Annotated in this window: 24 protein-coding genes and 1 tRNA gene; 14 read left to right on the forward strand and 11 right to left on the reverse strand. The window is 43.4% G+C overall.

Features of this window, described 5'->3' with window-relative positions; genetic code table 11:
* Window positions 1–78 precede the first annotated feature (78 nt).
* Window positions 79–162: transfer RNA gene (locus F3I09_RS17220), tRNA-Leu, on the reverse strand.
* Window positions 163–553: 391 nt separating this feature from the next.
* Between F3I09_RS17220 and F3I09_RS17225 the strand changes: the two genes are divergently transcribed.
* Window positions 554–2,218 (forward strand): glycosyltransferase family 39 protein, encoded by a 1,665-nt coding sequence (locus tag F3I09_RS17225; RefSeq protein WP_149696272.1) that lies wholly within the window; start codon window positions 554–556, stop codon window positions 2,216–2,218.
* 16 nt (window positions 2,219–2,234) lie between these two features.
* On the opposite strand, the gene F3I09_RS17230 is transcribed toward F3I09_RS17225, so the two are convergent.
* Complete coding sequence (locus F3I09_RS17230; protein WP_149696273.1) at window positions 2,235–3,065, reverse strand: 2OG-Fe(II) oxygenase; 831 nt, start codon at window positions 3,063–3,065, stop codon at window positions 2,235–2,237.
* Window positions 3,066–3,391: 326 nt separating this feature from the next.
* Here F3I09_RS17230 and F3I09_RS17235 point away from each other — a divergent pair, with 326 nt between their 5' ends.
* The 3 genes from F3I09_RS17235 to F3I09_RS17245 all read left to right on the forward strand — a co-directional run bounded on the left by F3I09_RS17235 (window position 3,392) and on the right by F3I09_RS17245 (window position 5,081).
* Window positions 3,392–4,075, forward strand: a complete 684-nt coding sequence (locus F3I09_RS17235) for a hypothetical protein (RefSeq protein WP_149696274.1) — start codon at window positions 3,392–3,394, stop codon at window positions 4,073–4,075.
* 100 nt (window positions 4,076–4,175) lie between these two features.
* Window positions 4,176–4,604 carry a response regulator gene (locus F3I09_RS17240; protein WP_149696275.1) on the forward strand — a complete coding sequence of 143 codons (429 nt, stop codon included), beginning with the start codon at window positions 4,176–4,178 and terminating at the stop codon, window positions 4,602–4,604.
* A gap of 201 nt (window positions 4,605–4,805) precedes the next feature.
* A complete protein-coding gene (locus F3I09_RS17245; protein WP_223233271.1) occupies window positions 4,806–5,081 on the forward strand; it encodes a hypothetical protein in 276 nt (91 codons plus the stop codon).
* 205 nt (window positions 5,082–5,286) lie between these two features.
* Here F3I09_RS17245 and F3I09_RS17250 read toward each other — a convergent pair whose 3' ends face one another.
* Entirely contained in the window at window positions 5,287–5,877 is a 591-nt protein-coding gene (locus F3I09_RS17250) for a hypothetical protein (RefSeq protein ID WP_149696276.1), read from the reverse strand.
* 523 nt (window positions 5,878–6,400) lie between these two features.
* Between F3I09_RS17250 and F3I09_RS17255 the strand changes: the two genes are divergently transcribed.
* Window positions 6,401–6,685 (forward strand): hypothetical protein, encoded by a 285-nt coding sequence (locus F3I09_RS17255; RefSeq protein ID WP_149696277.1) that lies wholly within the window; start codon window positions 6,401–6,403, stop codon window positions 6,683–6,685.
* A 650-nt stretch (window positions 6,686–7,335) separates the two neighbouring features.
* Here F3I09_RS17255 and F3I09_RS34100 read toward each other — a convergent pair.
* On the reverse strand, window positions 7,336–7,494 hold the full coding sequence (locus F3I09_RS34100; RefSeq protein ID WP_188133846.1) for a hypothetical protein: 159 nt from the start codon (window positions 7,492–7,494) through the stop codon (window positions 7,336–7,338).
* 193 nt (window positions 7,495–7,687) lie between these two features.
* Here F3I09_RS34100 and F3I09_RS17260 point away from each other — a divergent pair, with 193 nt between their 5' ends.
* On the forward strand, window positions 7,688–7,924 hold the full coding sequence (locus F3I09_RS17260) for a GlsB/YeaQ/YmgE family stress response membrane protein (RefSeq protein ID WP_149696278.1): 237 nt from the start codon (window positions 7,688–7,690) through the stop codon (window positions 7,922–7,924).
* A 98-nt stretch (window positions 7,925–8,022) separates the two neighbouring features.
* Here F3I09_RS17260 and F3I09_RS17265 read toward each other — a convergent pair whose 3' ends face one another.
* Together F3I09_RS17265 and F3I09_RS17270 are read right to left on the reverse strand one after the other, a co-directional pair.
* The gene (locus tag F3I09_RS17265; protein WP_223233272.1) at window positions 8,023–8,484 is read right to left on the reverse strand and encodes a pirin-like C-terminal cupin domain-containing protein; all 462 of its coding nucleotides are present in this window, start codon (window positions 8,482–8,484) and stop codon (window positions 8,023–8,025) included.
* Between the two features lie 80 nt (window positions 8,485–8,564).
* Window positions 8,565–9,155, reverse strand: coding sequence for a hydrolase (locus F3I09_RS17270; protein ID WP_255479764.1), 591 nt, complete (start codon window positions 9,153–9,155; stop codon window positions 8,565–8,567).
* A gap of 521 nt (window positions 9,156–9,676) precedes the next feature.
* Here F3I09_RS17270 and F3I09_RS17275 point away from each other — a divergent pair.
* From F3I09_RS17275 to F3I09_RS17290, 4 genes are all read left to right on the forward strand, one after another.
* On the forward strand, window positions 9,677–10,282 hold the full coding sequence (locus F3I09_RS17275) for a Crp/Fnr family transcriptional regulator (protein WP_223233273.1): 606 nt from the start codon (window positions 9,677–9,679) through the stop codon (window positions 10,280–10,282).
* A gap of 175 nt (window positions 10,283–10,457) precedes the next feature.
* Window positions 10,458–10,673, forward strand: a complete 216-nt coding sequence (locus tag F3I09_RS17280; RefSeq protein ID WP_149696281.1) for a (4Fe-4S)-binding protein — start codon at window positions 10,458–10,460, stop codon at window positions 10,671–10,673.
* Window positions 10,674–10,691: 18 nt separating this feature from the next.
* Window positions 10,692–10,994, forward strand: a complete 303-nt coding sequence (locus F3I09_RS17285; protein ID WP_149696282.1) for a GNAT family N-acetyltransferase — start codon at window positions 10,692–10,694, stop codon at window positions 10,992–10,994.
* Window positions 10,991–11,467 carry an OsmC family protein gene (locus F3I09_RS17290; protein WP_149696283.1) on the forward strand — a complete coding sequence of 159 codons (477 nt, stop codon included), beginning with the start codon at window positions 10,991–10,993 and terminating at the stop codon, window positions 11,465–11,467. The genes F3I09_RS17285 and F3I09_RS17290 overlap by 4 nt, the downstream gene beginning before the upstream one ends.
* 885 nt (window positions 11,468–12,352) lie before the next feature.
* Here the strand turns inward: F3I09_RS17290 and F3I09_RS17300 are convergent.
* Both F3I09_RS17300 and F3I09_RS17305 read right to left on the reverse strand, forming a co-directional pair.
* Window positions 12,353–12,733 (reverse strand): hypothetical protein, encoded by a 381-nt coding sequence (locus F3I09_RS17300; RefSeq protein ID WP_149696284.1) that lies wholly within the window; start codon window positions 12,731–12,733, stop codon window positions 12,353–12,355.
* A 222-nt stretch (window positions 12,734–12,955) separates the two neighbouring features.
* Window positions 12,956–13,711, reverse strand: a complete 756-nt coding sequence (locus F3I09_RS17305) for a DUF2314 domain-containing protein (RefSeq protein ID WP_149696285.1) — start codon at window positions 13,709–13,711, stop codon at window positions 12,956–12,958.
* 196 nt (window positions 13,712–13,907) lie between these two features.
* On the opposite strand from F3I09_RS17305, the gene F3I09_RS17310 reads away from it, so the two are divergent.
* Window positions 13,908–14,885, forward strand: coding sequence for a hypothetical protein (locus tag F3I09_RS17310; RefSeq protein ID WP_149696286.1), 978 nt, complete (start codon window positions 13,908–13,910; stop codon window positions 14,883–14,885).
* 499 nt (window positions 14,886–15,384) lie between these two features.
* Window positions 15,385–16,389, forward strand: a complete 1,005-nt coding sequence (locus F3I09_RS17315; RefSeq protein WP_149696287.1) for a glycoside hydrolase family 43 protein — start codon at window positions 15,385–15,387, stop codon at window positions 16,387–16,389.
* A gap of 115 nt (window positions 16,390–16,504) precedes the next feature.
* Here the strand turns inward: F3I09_RS17315 and F3I09_RS34105 are convergent, their stop codons facing one another.
* Window positions 16,505–16,660, reverse strand: a complete 156-nt coding sequence (locus F3I09_RS34105) for a hypothetical protein (protein WP_188133847.1) — start codon at window positions 16,658–16,660, stop codon at window positions 16,505–16,507.
* A 174-nt stretch (window positions 16,661–16,834) separates the two neighbouring features.
* On the reverse strand, window positions 16,835–17,731 hold the full coding sequence (locus tag F3I09_RS17320) for a glycoside hydrolase family 43 protein (RefSeq protein WP_223233274.1): 897 nt from the start codon (window positions 17,729–17,731) through the stop codon (window positions 16,835–16,837).
* A 240-nt stretch (window positions 17,732–17,971) separates the two neighbouring features.
* On the opposite strand from F3I09_RS17320, the gene F3I09_RS17325 reads away from it, so the two are divergent.
* Entirely contained in the window at window positions 17,972–18,556 is a 585-nt protein-coding gene (locus F3I09_RS17325) for a dihydrofolate reductase family protein (RefSeq protein ID WP_149696289.1), read from the forward strand.
* Between the two features lie 68 nt (window positions 18,557–18,624).
* On the opposite strand, the gene F3I09_RS17330 is transcribed toward F3I09_RS17325, so the two are convergent.
* Window positions 18,625–18,945 (reverse strand): ankyrin repeat domain-containing protein, encoded by a 321-nt coding sequence (locus tag F3I09_RS17330; protein ID WP_223233284.1) that lies wholly within the window; start codon window positions 18,943–18,945, stop codon window positions 18,625–18,627.
* Window positions 18,946–19,236: 291 nt separating this feature from the next.
* On the opposite strand from F3I09_RS17330, the gene F3I09_RS17335 reads away from it, so the two are divergent.
* Window positions 19,237–19,635: a hypothetical protein gene (locus F3I09_RS17335; RefSeq protein ID WP_149696291.1), complete on the forward strand. Its 399-nt coding sequence runs from the start codon at window positions 19,237–19,239 to the stop codon at window positions 19,633–19,635.
* Window positions 19,636–19,877: the final 242 nt, after the last annotated feature.

Below are 19,877 nucleotides of genomic sequence, written 5' to 3' on the forward strand. Positions count from 1 at the left end.
ATTTAGTCCATTAAAAAGCGAAATTAGCGTAAACAAAAAAGGCTTTTAGTCCAATGACTTAAAGCCTTTTTTATTTTGTGCCCAGGACTGGAGTCGAACCAGCATGTCCTTACGAACGCTGCGTTCTAAGCACAGTGCGTCTACCAATTTCGCCACCTGGGCATTGATTCTTAGTATATTATTTCTTTAAGCTAACATTTTTTTCCAGAATAGCAAAAAAAGTTAGTCCTAAATTTCCGGGAACGTGGGGGGCTCACCGTTGTAATAGGCTACGGTCGTAAGTAAGATAATGTCAAATCATATCTTAGTAGAAACTGTTGCAAAAAGATCATTAATGACCGGCTTCGTTTTACAAGGAAAAAATACCATCGCAACTTTAAAAGATTGTTATATATGAAAAACATGGCAGGGGATTCTCATTTCCTTTCCTCTTGGACTTAGTTATTGATTTGACAAAAGGTAGCCATCATTGTGAGAGAAAGAATTTCTTAACTTGTAAATAACAGTCTATGAACATATATTTGTTTAATACCATTATTCACATACCGTACATATGCGTACACCCAAGCTATCTACTATTCTATTATTGGCAATTATTGCTGCGTTGTTTTTCATTCCTTTCCTGGGGTGGGTTCATTTATTTGATTGGGATGAAATAAATTTTGCGGAATGTTCCAGAGAAATGTTGAAACTGGACGATTATACCAGGATCTACGTCAACTTCAAGCCGTTCTGGGAAAAACCACCGATGTTCTTCTGGATGCAGAGTTTTTCTATGAAAATATTTGGGGTCAGTGAATTTGCCGCGCGTTTTCCTAATGCGATCTGCGGGATCGTTACCCTTGTTGTTCTTTATCTTTGTGGTACAAGATTGTACGATAGAAAGTTTGGGATCCTTTGGGCGCTTGCATTTGGTGGCTCGCTTTTTCCTAATATGTATTTCAAATCCGGTATTATTGATCCGTGGTTTAATCTGTTTATCTTCCTGTCACTATACTTTTTTATTTTGTATAACTGGAAGAAGAATGGATTTGATAAGGAAGGGATGGAAAAAAAGCCGGTGTATTATGCTGTTTGGTCGGGCATCTTTATGGGACTTGCCATTCTCACAAAGGGGCAGGTAGCTTTGATGGTTTTTCTGCTGGTGTTAGGAGTCTATCTTATTTATAATAAATTCAGGATCTTTTTTAACTGGTGGCATGCCCTTTTATTTTTGATAGTCGCATCTTTAGTTACCTGCTCATGGTATGGATATGAAACGGCAAAGAACGGGCCCTGGTTTATTACAGAGTTTTTAAAGTACCAGTATCGCCTCTTTTCCACTCACGATGCGGGGCAAGCAGGTTTTTTCGGGTATCATTATGTGGTGTTGCTCATCGGATGTTTTCCGGCTTCTCTTTTTGCTATTCGTGCTTTCTTTAAAGCGCGCTACAACAGCAGATATGAAAAAGATTTTAAGATTTGGATGCTGTTGTTGTTCTGGGTAGTTACGATTTTATTCACGATCGTACAATCGCGTATTATTCATTATTCCTCCCTGGCCTGGTTCCCGGTTACTTTCCTGGCAGCTTATTCATTTTATAAATGGGACAGAAAGGAAATGAGCTATAAGAAATATGTGGGAGTATTAACAACGATCCTGGGAGGTATCATCGCAATGGTATTGCTGGCTGTTACAGTGATCGCATTAAATATTAAAAAATTGATTCCCTATGTTCACGATACATTTGCGCAGGCGAACATGGCCGCTGATGTACACTGGAGTGGTTGGGAAGGTATAGTGGGGATCTTAATGGTGGTAACTATTGTAGTGGGGATAAGGCAGTTGAGCAGGCATGCATTCCTGAAGGCGGCGGCCACTTATTTTGTTGGAACGGGCCTGGTTATTTTTCTGGCAGCGGCGATCATTGTTCCAAAAGTAGAAAAGTATTCACAGGCTGCGGCTATTGAATTTTTTGAGCAAAGACAAGGAGAGGATTGTTATGTAACCACATTAGGTTATTGGAGCTATGCGCCTTTCTTTTATACGCATAAGGAAAAGCCAGTGAATCAAAATTCTTATGAAGAAGCATGGTTGCTGACGGGAGATATTGATAAACCTGTTTATTTCGTAACAAAAGTGGACAGGATAGATAGTTATGAACAGTATAGCTCGTTGAAAGAGCTGTATCGCAAAAATGGATTTGTGTTTTTGAAGAGAGAAGTAGGGGCTAAGTAATCGGACCGGTGTTCTTTTACTTTTTACGCGAAAAGAATCGCAGCACTTTACTAACAATTTTATCGTTCGCTCCCAGCATGCCTTTAAGATCTGTATAAATGGCCACCATAAGATTATCCAGTTTCACCCTAAATTTCTTTTTTTCTTCTCCGGGGCGTACCATATAATGAGTAGCTCTACGAAGGGGGTGGGCCTCTTCCGTATAATAATACAAAGCAATTGATCTTCTGTACCGATCTTCAGGGCAGGTAGTTGGCTCCGGGTGTCCATGGTAGGAATCAGCATCTGTGTTAAAAATGACACAGCGATTAAAAACAGGCAATACTTTCTTTTCGCACGCCTGCATTTTCGTATCCCATAGTTCCAGGTTACCACCATATTCTTCCTGCCAGTCTTTGTTGAGGTACACGAGTACATTTACCCGCCGTTGCCAGTGACGATGATGCGGGTGCACTGTGAAATCGGCATGGATATTAAGAAAGCCGCCTCTTTTAGACTGGTGTATGCCTCCACCCTCAAGAAGATCATCTTTAATAAGACCTTTTATGCCGGTTAGTGTACTGAGGAATTTAAGAAATTCCGGGGAATTTAATTCATTAATGGTCCGTTTAATTGAGGTCGGTAACAGATCGAGCTTATTCAGTCCGGCTTTGTTTTCGTTATAATGAACGTAATTGATCCAACCATCATCCTCATTCAATTTATTAAACTCCTGAACGCATGCGTCCAATACATCGGGGTTGAGGAAGTTCTCCAATACAATATGAGGATAAGGACTGGCTCCCTGGTATTCGCCGGTCAGTGACGGAAGCTGATTATTCCAACGGTCATAATCAAATAGTTGCATATTTGTGGTGGATTGCACTTCTTGAGTTTTTAAAGACATGACTTACAAGGACTCATAAATATAACGGAAAATATTATTTGTATAATACCGCAATGAGGATATTTCCTATCCACAACAAAATGGTAACATACACAACAATATGGTCAGGATAATCAGCATGAGAACGGAAACAATATCCATAAATAAAAACCTGCATTCATAGCATGACTTTGGATGATCTTGATTATTCGCCCGACTTCACTAATTTTGTCCCTCTATTGTAGTGCAGAAGAGGTTATTCAGGCATATGCTGCACTTTTACATCATTTTAAGGTTGATTAACTAATATGACAAGTCCAATTGAGATTACCAGTCCGGTCCGGAGACTGATCGACAAAATCGGGTCAGAATATGAACATGAAATTATCCCTATAAAGCCAAGTCCGGCTGCTATTCCAGGGAACTCGTATTTTAACGTACAGGAGAAAGTTACTAAAGATGGTGGAAACCTCGTCTACGGATGGGCTGTTTGGTTAAGTGATGTTATATGTGAAGGTGAACACCACGCGGTATGGGAAGATGAGGACGGGAATCTGGTTGATGTCACACCGCCGCGTGTACCGCTGGACAAGATGTTGTTTATTCCTGATAGCAGATTTCCGTATGAGGGAAAGCATATTGCCAATATAAGGATCAGTGTTGTAGATAACCCGCTGGTTGAGCATATTATTCTATTGGCGGGAATGAAGGATTACTTGCTAAGGTTTGCTACCCGTGTAGGCGATGAACAGCATCATTTCAATACATTTACGGGCAATGTCTACAATCACTATGACACCTTGTTCAATAATGCATTGCTCTTTTTCAGGGAAGGAGGGAAGCTGGGAAGCGCATGTTATTGCGGAAGCCTGAAACCATATAGCCAGTGCCATGGTAAAAATCTACCGGCTTCTATCGAAAAGGTGAAGGACACTGTGGTAAAGATGAATGATCTTGCTAATGAGGAAAAAGCGGAGGGGCACTTATCTTAACTTTATTGCTGCATTTGCTTTGTGCAGTTTAAAGGGTTAATGACAAAGGGCAGTAATCTAAATTAACTCAACGGTTATATTCATCATAACTTTTCAGCCAATGTCGGACATCTTTCTACCTGTGATCTTAATGCTGGAATACGATCCGGACGATCGATTTATAACCAGTACTGTTTTCGAAGAACAGCAGTATCAGGTGCATCTCGAATTCGTAAATAATAGCAAAGGGGTATTTAGTTACCTGGATCAGTGCCGGCTTTCAAATTCGCCATACCCTGCGGTGATACTTATTAACCTTAACATCACCCCCCTTGACGGACGGGAAATATTGAAGCAATTGAAGGGGAATGTGGATTACCGGCACCTGCCGGTAGTTATACTGTCGGACTCAAAAGATCCTAAGCTCGCCAGGGAATGCTATGCACTGGGCGCCAGTTCATTCATACAGAAACCTGCCGCGCTTAGTGGAACTAATGAAAAGATCCGCAACTTTTTCAAATATTGGTTTGAGACTGTAGTGTTGTCATAAAATCACGGATTTTGGTTCGCTGGCAGAAGGGCACAGGACACCAGGGGATGTCGTTGCCCACTTTCTATTTTGTTTTGCATACAGGGTATTTCAACTGTGGGCGTTATCATTGTTAAATAAGCCAACAACCCATTATTTTAGAATATTAGCTGCGACCCACTTATGCCAAGTGGCTGGCCTGCAGATAAAAAAGATAACACAATGAGTGAACATCATGAAATCCTCAACGCGCATCTGAAAAATTTTGCCTCATTAACCGATAAAGATATTGCGGATGCCAGTAGCCTTTGGAAAATCCGCAAAATTAAAAAAGGCGACTTTTTTAATATGCAGCATATGGCATGTAATGATCTCGGTTTGGCCGTTTACTCGCAGAGCTATTTTTCACTTATTCGCAGTCCAGGACGGAAGAGTTACTTTTCATCAGCCATGAAGAGCGATATATCAGGCTGCTCAATGAACATCCGAACATTGTGAACCGCATACCGGCTTACCATATCTCATCATATCTTGGTATTACCAATCCGTCTTTAAGCCGTATTCGAAAAAGGCTGGGACGCCAAGTGCCTCCCAGCGAATTCAATGATCACTAAACCGGCATGAAGGCCAGTGTCAATTTCATTAAAACAACCGCTACCAAATCTTTTGCCAGCGGTTGTTCGTTATTGTTTCATTGACTACTCTAAGCAGCAATCGGCGCTGCTTTAATTGTTTTCGATAATCTGATCGCAGTCAGAATGAAATAGAATGCGCCAAATGCAGCATAACCGATTAAGGTAGATATTCCAGCGTTCGGGGCATGTGCCATAGCGATGAAAGCACCGCCTGCCAAAACAGACTGACCACCACTAATGATCATGGGCCATTGCGCACCCAGTTGCTTACGTCGGCGCAAACCCAGTATCAGCTGTATCAGGCCGGTAAGAATTGCCCAGGCGCCAAAGACCATGAAGGCTTCGGGGATACCTTTTTGCAGTGCCGCAGTTACCGCGATAGTCGTGATAATGCTAATGCCCGCATTTATATATTGCGGTGTTTTTGACGCTGCAGGCGGATTAGCTTTGATATCCAGGAAAGTGGCAACTATATCCCAGGCAGGGTAAATAATAAAGAGAACCATTGCGATACCGGCATTGCCCTTAGCTAAAACAGCAACAAGTATTATCCAGATAATGGAGAATGAAGCGCGTAAAAAATAGAGCTTACGCAAGGATTTGGCAGTTTCAATGGTCTCTGTTGAAACGACCATTTCAGATTGATTTAATGCGTTCATGACACGATGTTTTAATGCTTATTTGCTAATCAAAGGTCACCGATATTTCGTTGCAGGATTTTCACTTAGGTTAAACTTTTGGAAAAAGTGAAGATTTTTATCTCTCGTTGGACGACCAGAGAAGGCCCAGAGTAGGCTCAGACAAGTATAAAAAGACAAAAGACGCCGGAGATACTATTTCAGGCGTTTGCCATAGCGCCCGGTAGTGAAGCAATTTTTAACAAAATATGATTGATTGTCAGTAAGTTATTTGTAATGCAGGGATGATTAGTAATTATTAACCTGAAACAACTCATATTTGAGCGGGCAACTAATCCTCTTCACGATGTATATATCAATTTCTCTGCGGAAGTATCATACGGCGTGCCGGATCGTCCTCAAAATACATCCGGGAAAAATTTTGGCGGCATTTTTTCGGTTTTAACTATTTTTACTGGCGAAGCTGACTTCTGAATCTGGAATATCAGTAAGGCGAATGTGAGCTGATATCCGAACGTTCTAAATTCTAAGCAAACCGTTGACAATGAGAGCCAAAAAAGAAAATGTACGAGAGGTATTTCCTGCAACTATCGACAGATTAAAAGAGCGGGCGCAAAGCGCCGGTAAAACCTTGACCGATACGGACATCGCTGCAGAACTTGGCATCCCGATAGAAACATTTAAAATATACTATCAAAAGGACAAGGCTCCATCTGAAATTTTCGACCTGATGCGGAAGAAATTCAAGCAGTTTATCGGCACACTATACATCGAGTGTGTAATCCTTACTGACGAATTTGATGAACCTGATTCAGATGATGAAGATTAGGGAAGTGAAGAAGAAGTAAAGCTCAAGTTAGCATGTTTAAACAATTGGCCAGATCCGCGCAGCTCCTGGAAGTATCCGTATATGCTTTCTTAAGGACACCTACAACCCGGGAAATCGAACCTGTTTATGTGTGTGGATGAGAAAGTTATAGAGCTGGGAAAATGTAGTTAAAATAGAAAACCCGCTAGAGCGGTTTTACCATTTTAAGTGCCCAGAACAGGAATTTTTTTTGTTCTGAGGATGAATATGTTGTAAATATTTCTACTCAAATTGCTGTCAGAATAAATGGACTCCCGCAGTTGTCGATTTTGTTCGTTTGTTTTCGTAAACAGCGGGTTGGTTGCTTGGGTACTACAAAAAATAGCAGCCTTAAACCCCAGAAATCGGATATTGCAAGGTTAACAAAAAGGCTATGTGGACTATGTATGCATTTCAGCTCAACCTGTTATCCATTCTTTTTCTCCGTTATCGGCCAAGGTGGGGGAAACAGTGACAATTTAGCCCAGTTAATCATACCAGAATTTGCCTCACGCGTATATCCCTTTCTGCTATATAAACTCCCGCTCCTATAACGCGATGGGATCGTCACTTCGGGGAACGACGATCCCATCTGCCATTCAGGTGGCACTTCGATGTCCACGCAGCTTTGGTTATACGATGACGGTTTCTGTGATCGTCATAGGATCACAAACAGCACAGGTAGGCCCTTCTGTGGGATTTTTTGCTGCCCCTTGATGTAGCTTGGCATTGCTTAGTTTAGCGATTTTAATTTTGTTCAGGGTCATTTTTTTTCTGTTTTCCTTTTTCATGAGCAATTAGGGTTTATGTGAAGAAATATGTACTTAGAAAGATAATAAGATCAGTTCATATTTAAAAGATAACCGAATGATTATGTCAAGGGGACAGCGATTCGGCTTTTATAATATGCTACTAATAATCATATAAATTATTTATATAATAATATTATGCAGTAAATTGAAACTTAAATGTAAACATCACTTTATGATTTGGACTATTATTATCGGGGGTATAGCTGGCTGGCTTGCCGGGAAACTAATGCGTGGTGAAGGGTATGGAATAATTGTGGATATTATTGTGGGCGTAATAGGCGGCTGGCTGGGTGGTTGGCTTTTCGGCCAGCTTGGAATCCATATAGGTGGCGGTCTGTTAGGCTCACTGATTGTGGCGCTGGTAGGGGCTATAATATTAATCTGGCTTATACGGCTAGTGAAACGATGAGAATGGCTATTTGTCAGGAAAGGTAACCGGTCGGAATGCTGTATCATAGGAATCACTGAAATTTGGCAAAGCCTGCGCGTAGCGCAGGCTTTGCTCTTTTATTTGCCGGTGTACCCCGTAGACCTTTGTTTTTCATAATCTATTTTTCCATAATCGCCGTTGTGAAAATCTCTGTAAGCATTCGCTATTTCCAGCATGCTATTCATTACGAAGGGGCCCTCAGCAACGATCGCCTCCCTATATCTTTCGCCGCCAAACAGGATAATGTCGCAGGGGTCCTCGTTTTTATTTTTCATTTCGATTATACCGGCTCTTCTGTCGAATTCGATAAAATCACGGGTGTCGAAGTGTTCGTCATTCAGAATGACTGGCAGGACCGGCAGATAGGCGGCAACTTCCAGGTCATTCGCGAAGCTTATTTCAAAGCTGGCGCCCGCATCCAACCGGATATGAAAAAGGAACTGTTCCGAATAATCCGGTATTGCAGACTTGAGTTCTTCGAACGCACCGGCGATCACTTTGATCCATCCCTTATCCCCGGGTAACTTTTTGAAGGGCACTTCACTGCCTTCAATGGCCAGATAAGACGGTTTTTGCGCCTTGACCGAAGAGGGTAGGACATTGCTTTACTAAACGTTAGTTATGCGGTAGGTACAGGTGTGTTCAGCAGCTGCTGCTCCCAGGCATACGCCACGCCGCTTCCGCCGGCATGTTCAATCATCAGGCCCGCCAGTTTATTCGCTGTATCCAGACGTGCCCAGTCGCGCTGCCATTCGGAAGCCACGGCGATCCAGTTGATCGGCGTGATACCGTGCTGCATCATTCGGCGAACCGCCATATCGTGTGCTTCTGCCGAAACGGAACCCGAGGCATCGGTCACCACGAAAACGTCATAGCCTTCGCCGGCGGCCTGGATTGCAGGCATGGCCACGCAAACCTCTGTCCATAATCCTGCAATGATAAGCTGTTTGCGGCCGCTTTCGGCTACAATATCGGTAACAGCAGGGTCCTGCCAGGTGTTGATGAAAGTACGGTTGATCGGTTTCTGTTCAGGAAATACGTCCTGGATCTGTTTGATGATCAGACCGCCACGTTCCTCAACGACTGTGGTAAGGATGGTCGGTACATTAAAGATCTTCGCCGCTTTGGAAAGTCCTGCTACTGCGTTAACGATCAGGGTCGGCTCATGGCTGTTCAGATTAGCGAACTGGAAGGGCTGGTGATCGATCAACACTAAGATGCTGTCCTCTGGACGAAGCAGGGCCGCAAGGCCTTCTTTCAGGTTGTTTGACATGTTTTTGTTAGTTTGTATGTTTAAATATTAAATAGATAATTTACAATGCGGTTATACAGCGATGTCGTCTATTACTGCTTAGTATAACGGCTTACGTTCATCGGATCATCCATCCAGTAATACCGGACACCGAATGCCCGTTCCGGGAAATATGTGACCCTAAATAAACCTAGCCCTGTTTTCATAATAATTGTGCGTTAAATCGATGCACAAATTTCCTGATCAGTCCAGAAGGGAAAGATGATATTTACCTGAAAATCTTGTCGACATTTGTCTATGATTTTCCGCTCCGGTTTTCCGCATTGCAGATATATTATTCCGTAGTAAAGCGGTGGGCAGTGGGGAACGTTCTGGCGGCCAGCATGTTGAACTCTGAACGTTGCAACACGTACGAAAACAGCGGACGTTTTCTTAAATTTGTTTAGACGATCTGTTTTTATTTAATATCTGTATTCAATATGAAAACAAGCGAGATTGATATGTACGATGCTTTTTTTGACTATCTGAAGAAATTCAGTCCGGACCCGCTGTCAGATGACGAGAAGGCATTGATCAGGCAGACCTTCGTTCCGTCCAGACTGCGAAAAAGACAGTACCTGCTGCAGGCCGGCGACCAGTGTAAGAACTTCACATTCATTGTTAAAGGAGCCATGCGGATGTATTCGGTGGACGATAAAGGTATTGAACATATTGTCCGACTCGGTGTGGAGGGGTGGTGGATGGGTGACCGGGAAAGCTGGTCGATGCTCACGCCAAGCATTTATCATATTGACGCCTGGGAGAATTGCGATTTGCTAAATATCACCAGGGCAGGTTCCATGGAGCTGCATAGAAGGATACCTGCCTTTTGCGAAATGAAACTTCAGTTGGATGAGCGAAACCATATCGCCAATAACAGGCGGCTGACTTCTGCTATAGGTGCTGCCGCGGAAAAGCGCTATACTGATTTCATGGAATGTAATCCCGAACTTCTCGGACGTTTCCCGCAGCATATCATTGCATCCTATTTAGGTCTCAACAAGGATACGCTGAGCCGGGTCAGAAGAACGCTGTCCCAGAAATGATCCTTCCAACCGACCATAAGATGTAGACAAAAGTCTACTTTTTTTTCTGTCATATATCATCGTTCGCATTTGACAGGTTTCTCAACTTTGTACCATGACTGAGCAAAAGTCATTTGCTGAAGCATACGGTATCCGAAACCGGATTTTCTACACTTATTTTTGATAAAATGAAATAATGGGAACGATAAAATATCCAAACGGGGAAATTACGATCCTCTGGAAACCTGAAAGATGCATTCACTCGGCCGTATGTGTAAGGACACTGCCGGATGTTTACGATCCCGGCCGGCGGCCGTGGATCTGCCCTGAAAAGGCGACCACCCGGGAACTGACCGATCAGATCGCCACATGCCCTTCCGGTGCTTTGAGTATCGAGGAACAGGAACTTTAACTCCAGACAGCATAATAAATGGAAAGTACTAAAGTTGTTTTTACGGGGCATGTCCACGGCGAGGTACAGCTCTTTTCGGATGACGTACAGGCAGGGAAAATGAGCCTGGCCATGACGGGTGGAAGGTTGGCGGTATTCCATACCGAAGTTGATCCCGAGTTTGAAGGCCGTGGTTTTGCAAAACTGCTGCTTGCGGAACTGGTCCGCTACGCCAGGGAAAGGGATGTGAAGATCATCCCGTTATGCCCATATGTGAACGCACAGTTCCGTCGTCATCCTGCGGAATATGAGGACGTGTGGAGTAAAGACTGGCATCAATGAAATACATCCTGGAAAACTCCATCAAAGGGATCATCGGCAGCGAGAAATACCTGACCTCCGTTCAATGGCGTAACGGTGTACTGATCACCGACGAACCCGTAAAACTGGGAGGTCAGGACCTTGGTCCGGATCCCTATACGCTGCTGCTGTCCTCACTAGTCTCCTGCACACTGGCAACCCTCAGGATGTATATCGACCATAAAGGCCTGCCCGTCCCGGAGATAGCGGTGGAAGCGAACATGTACCATAAAATCGGGAACGAAGGAACGGTCATGTGTATTGAACGGCGGATCGACATACCGGACGTAGCTGACCCGGAACTGCAGCAGCGCCTGATGCGCGTCGCCGAGAACTGTCCGGTATCTAAAATACTGAAAGGAACTATCATGATCAGTTCGACATTCAGGACTGCCGGCACGGCGGTCAGGAAACCTGAACCAGATAATTTTAACACAGATCAGCAGATCGGTTGAACGATATGCTCGGCTGATGAAATTGAAGAACGTCTTACCGATTGGCCTGTTACTTTCAGCAAGGATCTCCGATGTCCAAGTCTTCATGCGGCCGCGTTATGAGGTGGACTATTCGGTCTTGAGGGATAGTGCACGCACCATTTATCATCAGCTGAAATAGCAGCCGCTCACTCAAAGCGGCTGCAGTTATCTATTATTCGGCGGCGAAGCCCGTCTGAAGGCTATTGGTCATTTTTACCAAATGGTAAATGAAATCAACACAATTATGCCGAAATTTAATTTATGGAAGAGTTCTTCAATTACATATTGCAGTTCGGTAACCTGAACATGCAGCAAATAGATCTTATCACCAGCAAAGCAAAAAAACTGGAACTTCATAAGGAAGAATATTTTTCTGAAGCAGGAAAGATTCCCAGATACGTGGGATTTATCCTTAAAGGTGTCGTTCGTTTTTGCTACTACAATAACAAAGCGAAGAGATCACTCATTCATTCATTGACGAGAATAATTTTGTTTCAGACCAGCAAAGGTTTGAGGCGCAGGTTGTGGCCTCTGAGTACATACAGGCCGTTACTGATTGTGAATTTCTTGTTTTCTCCAAAAAAGACTGGGACAAGATTGGAAATACTGTTGTGGGATGGGATGCTATAACAGGTCTCATATTGAAAAATTGTTTGCTGAAAACCATAGAACGAAGGAGCCCGCTGGTTTCAGAAGATGCAACTACCCGTTATTTATCAAATGAAAAATCCGGCCACTTTATGTTATGATAGTTCTCCGCGTTCCGGAAAGCTGTTTCATCGACTCTAAAGATAAGTGATGAATTTTCCTCAAACAGAAATGGAGCTAGTGACGGATATACTTTAGCTAGTAAGTTCATATAAACTAATATTGACAAGCAGTTCCATACAAAGCATTTGTATTCGTAGTAGTTCTTAGTGATGACTGCACTGAAGCTCCTGGTATAAATGACCTTAGAATTTGCTGAGCCCTCGTCCTGAACTCCAATTGAGCCATTGTATTTAAAGGATTTGCTGCATCAGCGGATGAGGATTCAGCAACAATTGATATGGCAGCCAAATTAAACGCATAAGCTGTTAAATATCTTGCAGCAAATTCTGAAAAATACCAATACTTTTGACCATTCTCATATTTAGTTGTTATATCTCCTGAACCAAAGAGATCAGAGAAATAGGGATCACTTGCCAGGTAGTCTGCTGCGGAGTAGCCCTCTCCCAGGAAATCCCATGCGAGTTGGTTACGCATTGAGGCATCACTGATTCCATTTGGTAAAAACAGATATGCGTTAAAGCTGTTGACAGTGGTACCATTTTCAATGTTTTCGTTGCCTATAAATTTGGTATTCTCAAGTCTTTATGGCTGCTGATACTAAATGTCTTACTAAACCTTTAGCCTATCTTCCTGCAGCGATATAACCGTCCGCGGATAGCAAGAGCTGTACAGTTAAGTAACAGGAGATAAAGGCTGTTAATTCACCAGCCCGGGAATAATATGGTCCCATCCAAGCTGCCGCGCGTAATCGAGGGGCGTTTTACCGAAGTTATTCTGTTCACCAATGTGGGCGCCCGCCATTGTCAGTACTTCTACTGATGTTCTGTTGCCGGCAATCACCTCTCTGTGCAAAAAGCTATTTCCTGCCTCGTCTTTAGCACTTAATTCGTTGGGGTAGTTCTTTACAAACTCCATCAGACTTTCCCGCATATTCCGGCTCATGGGGTGCTCTTCGAGGTTCTCCGGGTGTTCCTTTTGCTCAAAAACCAGTAGAACATCATTGTAGTCGCCAAAATCAAGCCCCCATGCCTCATCATGTCCTTCCCTTTCTTTATTGCTCATTCCTGAGCGCATGACCTGAATGGTAAACCCTCCGTAGGTCTTTCCACGGGTGGCAATCAACCAGTCACTGATCTGGTCGGGAGATATCTCGACGGCATCACCCTTATTTATATTAGTCAGTTCGTTGGGATCGTTCAATAATACACCGGATATGGTCTCGCCATTATAATTGATTTCGTTGATCCACATATGCTCAATGAGAGGAACTTCACTATCTGCTGTTTCCTGGGAAAAAGCCACCTTTACACAGGCAACCTCCAAGGCCGGGACAATTCGCCGATACTCCCAGGAAGGTTCCCGCCAGAAATATTTAAATGTGTCCTGCGCTTTCTTAAAAGCCTCCATCATTTTAGGGTCTTCACCACTTGCAAAAAAAATCTTAGTCGCCATTTGGGAATTGGATTAGAAACGCATCAAAATAATATATTTTTCTATTTCCACCTCTTAGTTTTCCTGCACTTTGCACGACGAACCAGGTTAAGCCTGTCAAAGGGCCAACTTAAATACATGGAAATTCTGTACCTTGTGGTATGTACTACTGCGCTTTGAATGGACCTAGCGCCAGTTTTTATTACGAACCTATACTATGAAAACGATCATTGTTACCTTTTGCTGTTTATTCATCATTACCTGCACACAAGCGCAGGACTCGTGCATGACGAAAGCGATCTCATTTTACGCAGAAAAAATACTCCCTGTTTACCGAACAGCATTGCTCAGCGCCAAAAACGAGCTACATGCAGCTTCCAGCGGACCTAAAGCGTCTCAACATAACCTGGATCTGGCAGACATTTGCGCCGCACTGTTCGAGTTTGATTCTGCGATGTATTTTATAAGGCGGGAGCTGGCTCATAAAGATATCAGCGGAAACGGGGATTTGACATATTATAAAATGCTCTTTTTATTTATGAAAAATCCAACCACGTATAAAACATTTACAGATAGCGTATATTTTGGAAGGTATAACATTGACAAGGCTTTCGGACATAAACGGTTTGTTCGATCCGAACTTTGTATGCAGTACATTGAGCGGCAGTTGTTGCGGGGTCCTGTTTATTTCGGATGGGGTTTTGATTACAACTATAACAGCATAAATATTACCAAAGAGGAAACGCGACTATTGTCTGTAACGCTTCGTCAGTTAGCTGACTCCCTGAAAAAACATCTATGGGAAACCGGCAGCGGGGAACATATTGGCAAGGTACGGCTGCCGCAGTATTCAAAAGACGGTACTGTACCCGTATCAGCCGTTAGTACCAATATTAGGGAGCTGATACCCGATAAGACAACCGAAATAGAGACGCTGCTGGAAAAAAGGGAACTGCCAACCGATCTTTGCTATTGGGTAGATGATCATTTACTTAGACAGGGTAAGCCACAGCGTTATGGCACACATACAAGAACTGAGAATGAGAAAACAGTGGTGCAATCTCCTCATGACACTATAAGCGAAATAGTGGCGCGTAGAAAACTTGTTGGACTGAACACCTTGCAGGAAATGATTAAGGATAGAGAAAAGGAGCTTAAAGAGCGGGAAGAGCTGCAGGACGATCCTAAACATTAACATACATACTTCAAGCTAAATATGGTGATCCGCAATAGCTCCAAATATGTAGTTTGAAGGCAGAAAAGAGTCCTGTGCATGCTATCCGGGCTTCCATCCATGCAGAACCATGGATTGTCTGAGGATTTGTGTGTTTAACAGTGAATAAGTCAACAGGGCAGGCATGGCGATGCCTGCCTACGCCTGACGTAAGTACAATACATGTTAAAAATTAATTACTAATACCTGTTTTTGTCATGTTAATAACTATTATAACGTTATAAAAAAGGCAGTTCCGAACAATTATATGTTTAATGCCGCCCACAATGATGCCTTATCGACTCGTTGCTGTTGACTGCCCATCAATTAACATCAGGAAAGGTGCATTTCGATCGGAATTTCCCTCCTGACGATAGTGGCCAATACTATTGGATTGTATGCCCAGACTCACCAGCCAGCCACAGAAGGGACATATCAGAACCCATTACCGGTAGAATTGGCAGATCCGTATGTGCTGTAAATGAAAGACGGCAAGTATTATATGTACGGAACTGGCGGTGTTGCCAGAAATGGATTTGCCGCTTATTCCTCTAGCGATCTGGTGAATTGGAAAGACGAAGGCCAGGTATATTATGCCGCTAATAAGAACGGCTGGAGTGATTCAACCGCCGCATGGAATGGCGCATATTGGGCGCCGGAAGTATACGAACATAATGGTAAGTTCTACTTGTTCTATAGTGCGCAATGGGGTATGAATGCCAACAAAGAGGTTGAAAATTTTCGTATTGGAGTTGCCGTAGCAGACAATCCTACAGGCCCATTCATTGACCTGAATAGCAGACCTATTTTTGACCCCGGCTATCCCACTATCGACGCCAACGTGCTCTTTGACAATGGTAGGGTTTACCTCTATTATCCCCGCTGTTGCTACAAGCATGCCGTAGAGTGCGAAGTAGCTACCTGGGCAAAGCAAAAGGAAGGGTTTGACAGCATAGAAGAGAGCTGGGTATACGGTGTTGAGCTTAAACCTGATTTCAGCGGCGTCATAGGTGAGCCTGTGCTGTTATTACGTCCCCCGATTAAAATGAACGATAAGCAGGCAGAATGGGAAAGTCGCTCTGTTACCCCAAAAGAAGTCAATCGCCGTTGGACAGAAGGCTCAGTCGCCTTCAAAAAGGGAACAACCTACTATATGATGTATTCTGCCAACTATTTCGGCGGCAAAAATTACGCAGTAGGATATGCTACTTCTAAGCATCCGCTGGGCCCGTTTACAAAGGCAGCTAATAATCCGGTATTACAGAAAAATGTTGAGAAAGGCGACGTAGTAACCGGCACGGGGCATAATAGTATCACTTACTCACCAGATGGTAAAGAAATGTATTGTGTATACCATGCCCGGACATCGGCAACAGGTGAAAAACGTGTTGTATTTATCGACCGGATGAAGATATTAAAAAACGGGATGCTTGTTGTAGAGGGGCCTACTACTACACGGCAGCCAGCGCCGGCTGTAGTCAAATAGCACGTTTAATTGTCACATTGGCTTTCGTTTATACATCAACTCTCCTGAAAAGACATAGCGGCAGGCTGGAAGGCCTGCCGCTATGTAATAGGTCTGAACGCCCCGCTGGACAAGATTAACATGTAAACTCAAAAGAAGCACAGGTCCTGACGGTAAGAGCACAAGTCCAGTCGCCTACTGTAGGCGCTTTTTTCTGCTCTGTTTGCACATTGCCACTCAGTTTTGCAATAGTTATTTTATTCAGCTTTAATTTTTTAGTTTCCTTTTTCATGATGGTTTTATTTGGATGAAAAAATAAGCTGTCGTTACTAATATAACTTATGTCAGGACGCAGGACAATCCCCAGAAAAGGGGAATTATAGCGTGCTAGAAGGCTTTATAAAGGGACAATGCGATCCTTTTTATCTTGTTTGAATGTGAATTAAATATCCCGGCTCCCTCAGCGCTACTTCGCCTGCAGCCATTTAAATGAGGTTGCGTCTGCCTTCAGGACAGCTGGTCCTGTCTTCTCAGGTTTGAATGTTAATTTTAAGAAGCCCGTGACACGGGGAGATACTTTCTCGTCGGAACGATGCGTATGTAATACATAGTACATATTGTTCTTTCTATCGAAGAACACGTCTCCGTGACCGCTTCCATTATTTCCAATGGTCTGTCGGCCAATAATGGGGTTACCTGCATACTTCTTCCATGGGCCCATTGGAGCTTCGGAAGTAGCATATCCTACCGCATAATCTTTGTTCCGAAAATCATTCGCAGAATAAATCAGGTAGTAGGTGTTTTTATATTTTAGTACCGTAGGTCCTTCCGTTACAGGCCAATCTGATCCTGCAGTATTCTCCCAGCTGTCTGTGCCTGATATGCACTCTTTTTCAGTACCAGCAATTACATCGGATAGATCGGATTTCATTTCCGCTACAAAGATCCGGTTGCCGTTTTGCAATTTGACATGATAGAGGTATATTTTCCCATCGTCGTCAAAAAATATGAATGGGTCAATTTGCTTGCCGGTACCGCTAATTGCCCGGAGTGTATCCTGTCTGAATGGCCCTACCGGACCGGATGCCTTCGCAATTGCGATGTGTTCATCCGCCGTGTATGCCATGTAATAACTGCCTTTATATGCAATGACTTGTGGCGCCCAAAAACCACCTGAACCAAAAGCGCCACCGCGTTTCAGTGCAAGATTCCCTGCTATTCCCTCTGCAGGTTTCCAACTTTCCAGGTTATCTGATTCATAAACAGGAAATCCCTGGTTACTTCCCGTTCCATATAAATAATACTTTCCCTTGTCGGTAAAGATCGTCGGATCAGCAAGGAATATGGAGGGTTGTTGTGCCATGCTTTGGGATATTATGCTAGCAAAAAATAATCCAATGCCAAAAAATAGTTTCCGAGTACGCATACCTGTTAAAGATAGCATGATCAACGTAATTTTTTAGAGAATAATGTTGTGATCTGTGAATGGCTATCGGCGAACAGCCCACCTCTTGGTCAAGTCGCAATTCCCCCCTTTGAATGTCTCATTCAGCAGCTTTCATTTCAAACATAGCGCCTTAGTTTTGAGAAACAATTTTGAACTATGCGTAAGCTAATTATGAAGATGTCGATTTCTGTCGACGGTTTTGTTGGTGGTCCCAATGGGGAGAATGATTGGATCTTCAGATCCTCTGATGAAAATTCGCGGGCCTGGGTTGTCGGTCAAATGCAGGAGGCTGGCCTGATTATCATGGGGCGCAAGTCGTTTGAAACTATGGCTCCATACTGGCCGACTGCAACCGGGCCTTTTGCGCCACTGATGAACGAGATCCCTAAGGTGCTCTTTACCCAAAAAGGATTTAAAGGCATCGATTTACCAAATGTGGATCAGGTGCCCGCTGCAGCTACCTGGAGGGATGCACGCGTTCTCGAGGGAGATCTGGCTGAAGAGATAAAAAAGCTCAAATCCGAGCCTGGGAAGCCGATCTGTGCGATTGGCGGAGCCGGATTTATGCGGAATCTGATAGCGACAGGGCTTATAGACGAATACGTTTTGGTGACTCATCCTGTGGTGTTGGGAGAGGGGCAGGCGATCTTCAATGGTGTTGCACAACCGCTGGACCTGAAATTGGTTGATGTCAAGGCTTTTCCGGGAGGAATTACAGCGCATACTTACAGCAAATCATAGGTTCGCACTTACTCAGAATAGAGAAAAGTAAACAAGCCGGAAATACAATCCCCGGCTTTACCTATCATTTATCGCAATAGCTGTATCATCGCTGCTTCCTGACGGGCTTCTGCCAGTGAAATGGGCGTATGGCTCTGTGCAACGACGTGCTTATCTGCACCTGCTGCCAGTAGTGCTTTAGCTACTTCCAGATGTCCCATTTCAGCCGCACGGTGCAAGGCGGTGAATCCACGATCGTCCTGTGCATTTACATCCGCACCTGCTTTTATCAATATTTGTAGTACATCCAGTCTGTCAGATTGCACGGCATTCATCAATGTAGTAGCGCCTTCTACGGAACGGGCATCAGGATTAGCGCCTGGATGGGGGTATCTTTTTTTCTGAAAAATCTGTTAAATAGGGACATTGGGTTCGTTCAGCGCTATCTTTTGCTGACGAAGTTGTTCCAGGATTTCAATATAACGTTCTATCATGTATAATTATAACTCTTTATAGGGCAGTAGATATATATGCTCCGTGAAAGTACGTAGAATTGTAGAGAGTGAACAATGAATTAAGTTGAAAATCTGGGGAACGGTTAAGAAGTTGAACCAGCTGGCCCAGGAGCCAACCTATTTTTAAAAAAGTAAAGTATCTTGGGCGCTGTTGCAACTATAATCGATAAAGTCAACCCTCATTCAATGGAACAAAGGGAATCAAACCAATATTGGGAAGTCTTTGAAACTAAAGTTCGGTCTCTTACTGAAAGGCAGCAGCGAATAATTGCCTATAAGTTTTGTTTGCTTGCCGAGAAGGATCTGGATGATCTTGGTAAAGGTGCGCTTAGACTTGTTGAACAACTTACATCAGGTCATGTTTCATTACAAGATTGTGAATCTTACAGGGAGCAACTACAGAATCGACTCCCCGATGAGGAGACAAGCGCATACAGTCCTTTGATCTGGGCTTTAACACCCCACACAGCTGCTTATCCCGCCTGGTATTCGGCTGCCATTGTGGGATTAAACATAGTTGATCTAGGGATTAGTACTTTCCCGGAATTGACTGATTTGACAAAAGGAATTTTGGACAATTTTTAACGACGATGCAACTGACCGCAGTACCGTACCGCTGGTGAAGTAAAAGACCATTACCAGGAATCATGGAAAAGAACTAAACTTGTATTTAGACCGATATTTTCCCTTTAAGTATTAGGTGAATTTTCAGACTTACGCTGATTCATGTAGTGGTAATAACGCTATTTTTTTCGCTATGAAGTCTTTAGAAAACCCAAATATGGGTGGTTGGCAGTCTTAGCCGAATAGCCTTTGGATTTAATATG

Origin of the sequence: Chitinophaga sp. CF418 (genome assembly GCF_900142925.1) — a bacterium.
GTDB lineage: Bacteria > Bacteroidota > Bacteroidia > Chitinophagales > Chitinophagaceae > Chitinophaga.

Bases quoted from the DNA above. Each gene is read 5' to 3' on its own strand.
- F3I09_RS17225 (WP_149696272.1), top strand. From the start codon at position 554: ATGCGTACACCCAAGCTATCTACTATTCTATTATTGGCAATTATTGCT.
- F3I09_RS17230 (WP_149696273.1), bottom strand. From the start codon at position 3,065: ATGCAACTATTTGATTATGACCGTTGGAATAATCAGCTTCCGTCACTG.
- F3I09_RS17235 (WP_149696274.1), top strand. From the start codon at position 3,392: ATGACAAGTCCAATTGAGATTACCAGTCCGGTCCGGAGACTGATCGAC.
- F3I09_RS17240 (WP_149696275.1), top strand. From the start codon at position 4,176: ATGTCGGACATCTTTCTACCTGTGATCTTAATGCTGGAATACGATCCG.
- F3I09_RS17245 (WP_223233271.1), top strand. From the start codon at position 4,806: ATGAGTGAACATCATGAAATCCTCAACGCGCATCTGAAAAATTTTGCC.
- F3I09_RS17250 (WP_149696276.1), bottom strand. From the start codon at position 5,877: ATGAACGCATTAAATCAATCTGAAATGGTCGTTTCAACAGAGACCATT.
- F3I09_RS17255 (WP_149696277.1), top strand. From the start codon at position 6,401: ATGAGAGCCAAAAAAGAAAATGTACGAGAGGTATTTCCTGCAACTATC.
- F3I09_RS34100 (WP_188133846.1), bottom strand. From the start codon at position 7,494: ATGAAAAAGGAAAACAGAAAAAAAATGACCCTGAACAAAATTAAAATC.
- F3I09_RS17260 (WP_149696278.1), top strand. From the start codon at position 7,688: ATGATTTGGACTATTATTATCGGGGGTATAGCTGGCTGGCTTGCCGGG.
- F3I09_RS17275 (WP_223233273.1), top strand. From the start codon at position 9,677: ATGAAAACAAGCGAGATTGATATGTACGATGCTTTTTTTGACTATCTG.
- F3I09_RS17280 (WP_149696281.1), top strand. From the start codon at position 10,458: ATGGGAACGATAAAATATCCAAACGGGGAAATTACGATCCTCTGGAAA.
- F3I09_RS17285 (WP_149696282.1), top strand. From the start codon at position 10,692: ATGGAAAGTACTAAAGTTGTTTTTACGGGGCATGTCCACGGCGAGGTA.
- F3I09_RS17290 (WP_149696283.1), top strand. From the start codon at position 10,991: ATGAAATACATCCTGGAAAACTCCATCAAAGGGATCATCGGCAGCGAG.
- F3I09_RS17300 (WP_149696284.1), bottom strand. From the start codon at position 12,733: ATGCGTAACCAACTCGCATGGGATTTCCTGGGAGAGGGCTACTCCGCA.
- F3I09_RS17305 (WP_149696285.1), bottom strand. From the start codon at position 13,711: ATGGCGACTAAGATTTTTTTTGCAAGTGGTGAAGACCCTAAAATGATG.
- F3I09_RS17310 (WP_149696286.1), top strand. From the start codon at position 13,908: ATGAAAACGATCATTGTTACCTTTTGCTGTTTATTCATCATTACCTGC.
- F3I09_RS17315 (WP_149696287.1), top strand. From the start codon at position 15,385: ATGAAAGACGGCAAGTATTATATGTACGGAACTGGCGGTGTTGCCAGA.
- F3I09_RS34105 (WP_188133847.1), bottom strand. From the start codon at position 16,660: ATGAAAAAGGAAACTAAAAAATTAAAGCTGAATAAAATAACTATTGCA.
- F3I09_RS17320 (WP_223233274.1), bottom strand. From the start codon at position 17,731: ATGGCACAACAACCCTCCATATTCCTTGCTGATCCGACGATCTTTACC.
- F3I09_RS17325 (WP_149696289.1), top strand. From the start codon at position 17,972: ATGCGTAAGCTAATTATGAAGATGTCGATTTCTGTCGACGGTTTTGTT.
- F3I09_RS17335 (WP_149696291.1), top strand. From the start codon at position 19,237: ATGGAACAAAGGGAATCAAACCAATATTGGGAAGTCTTTGAAACTAAA.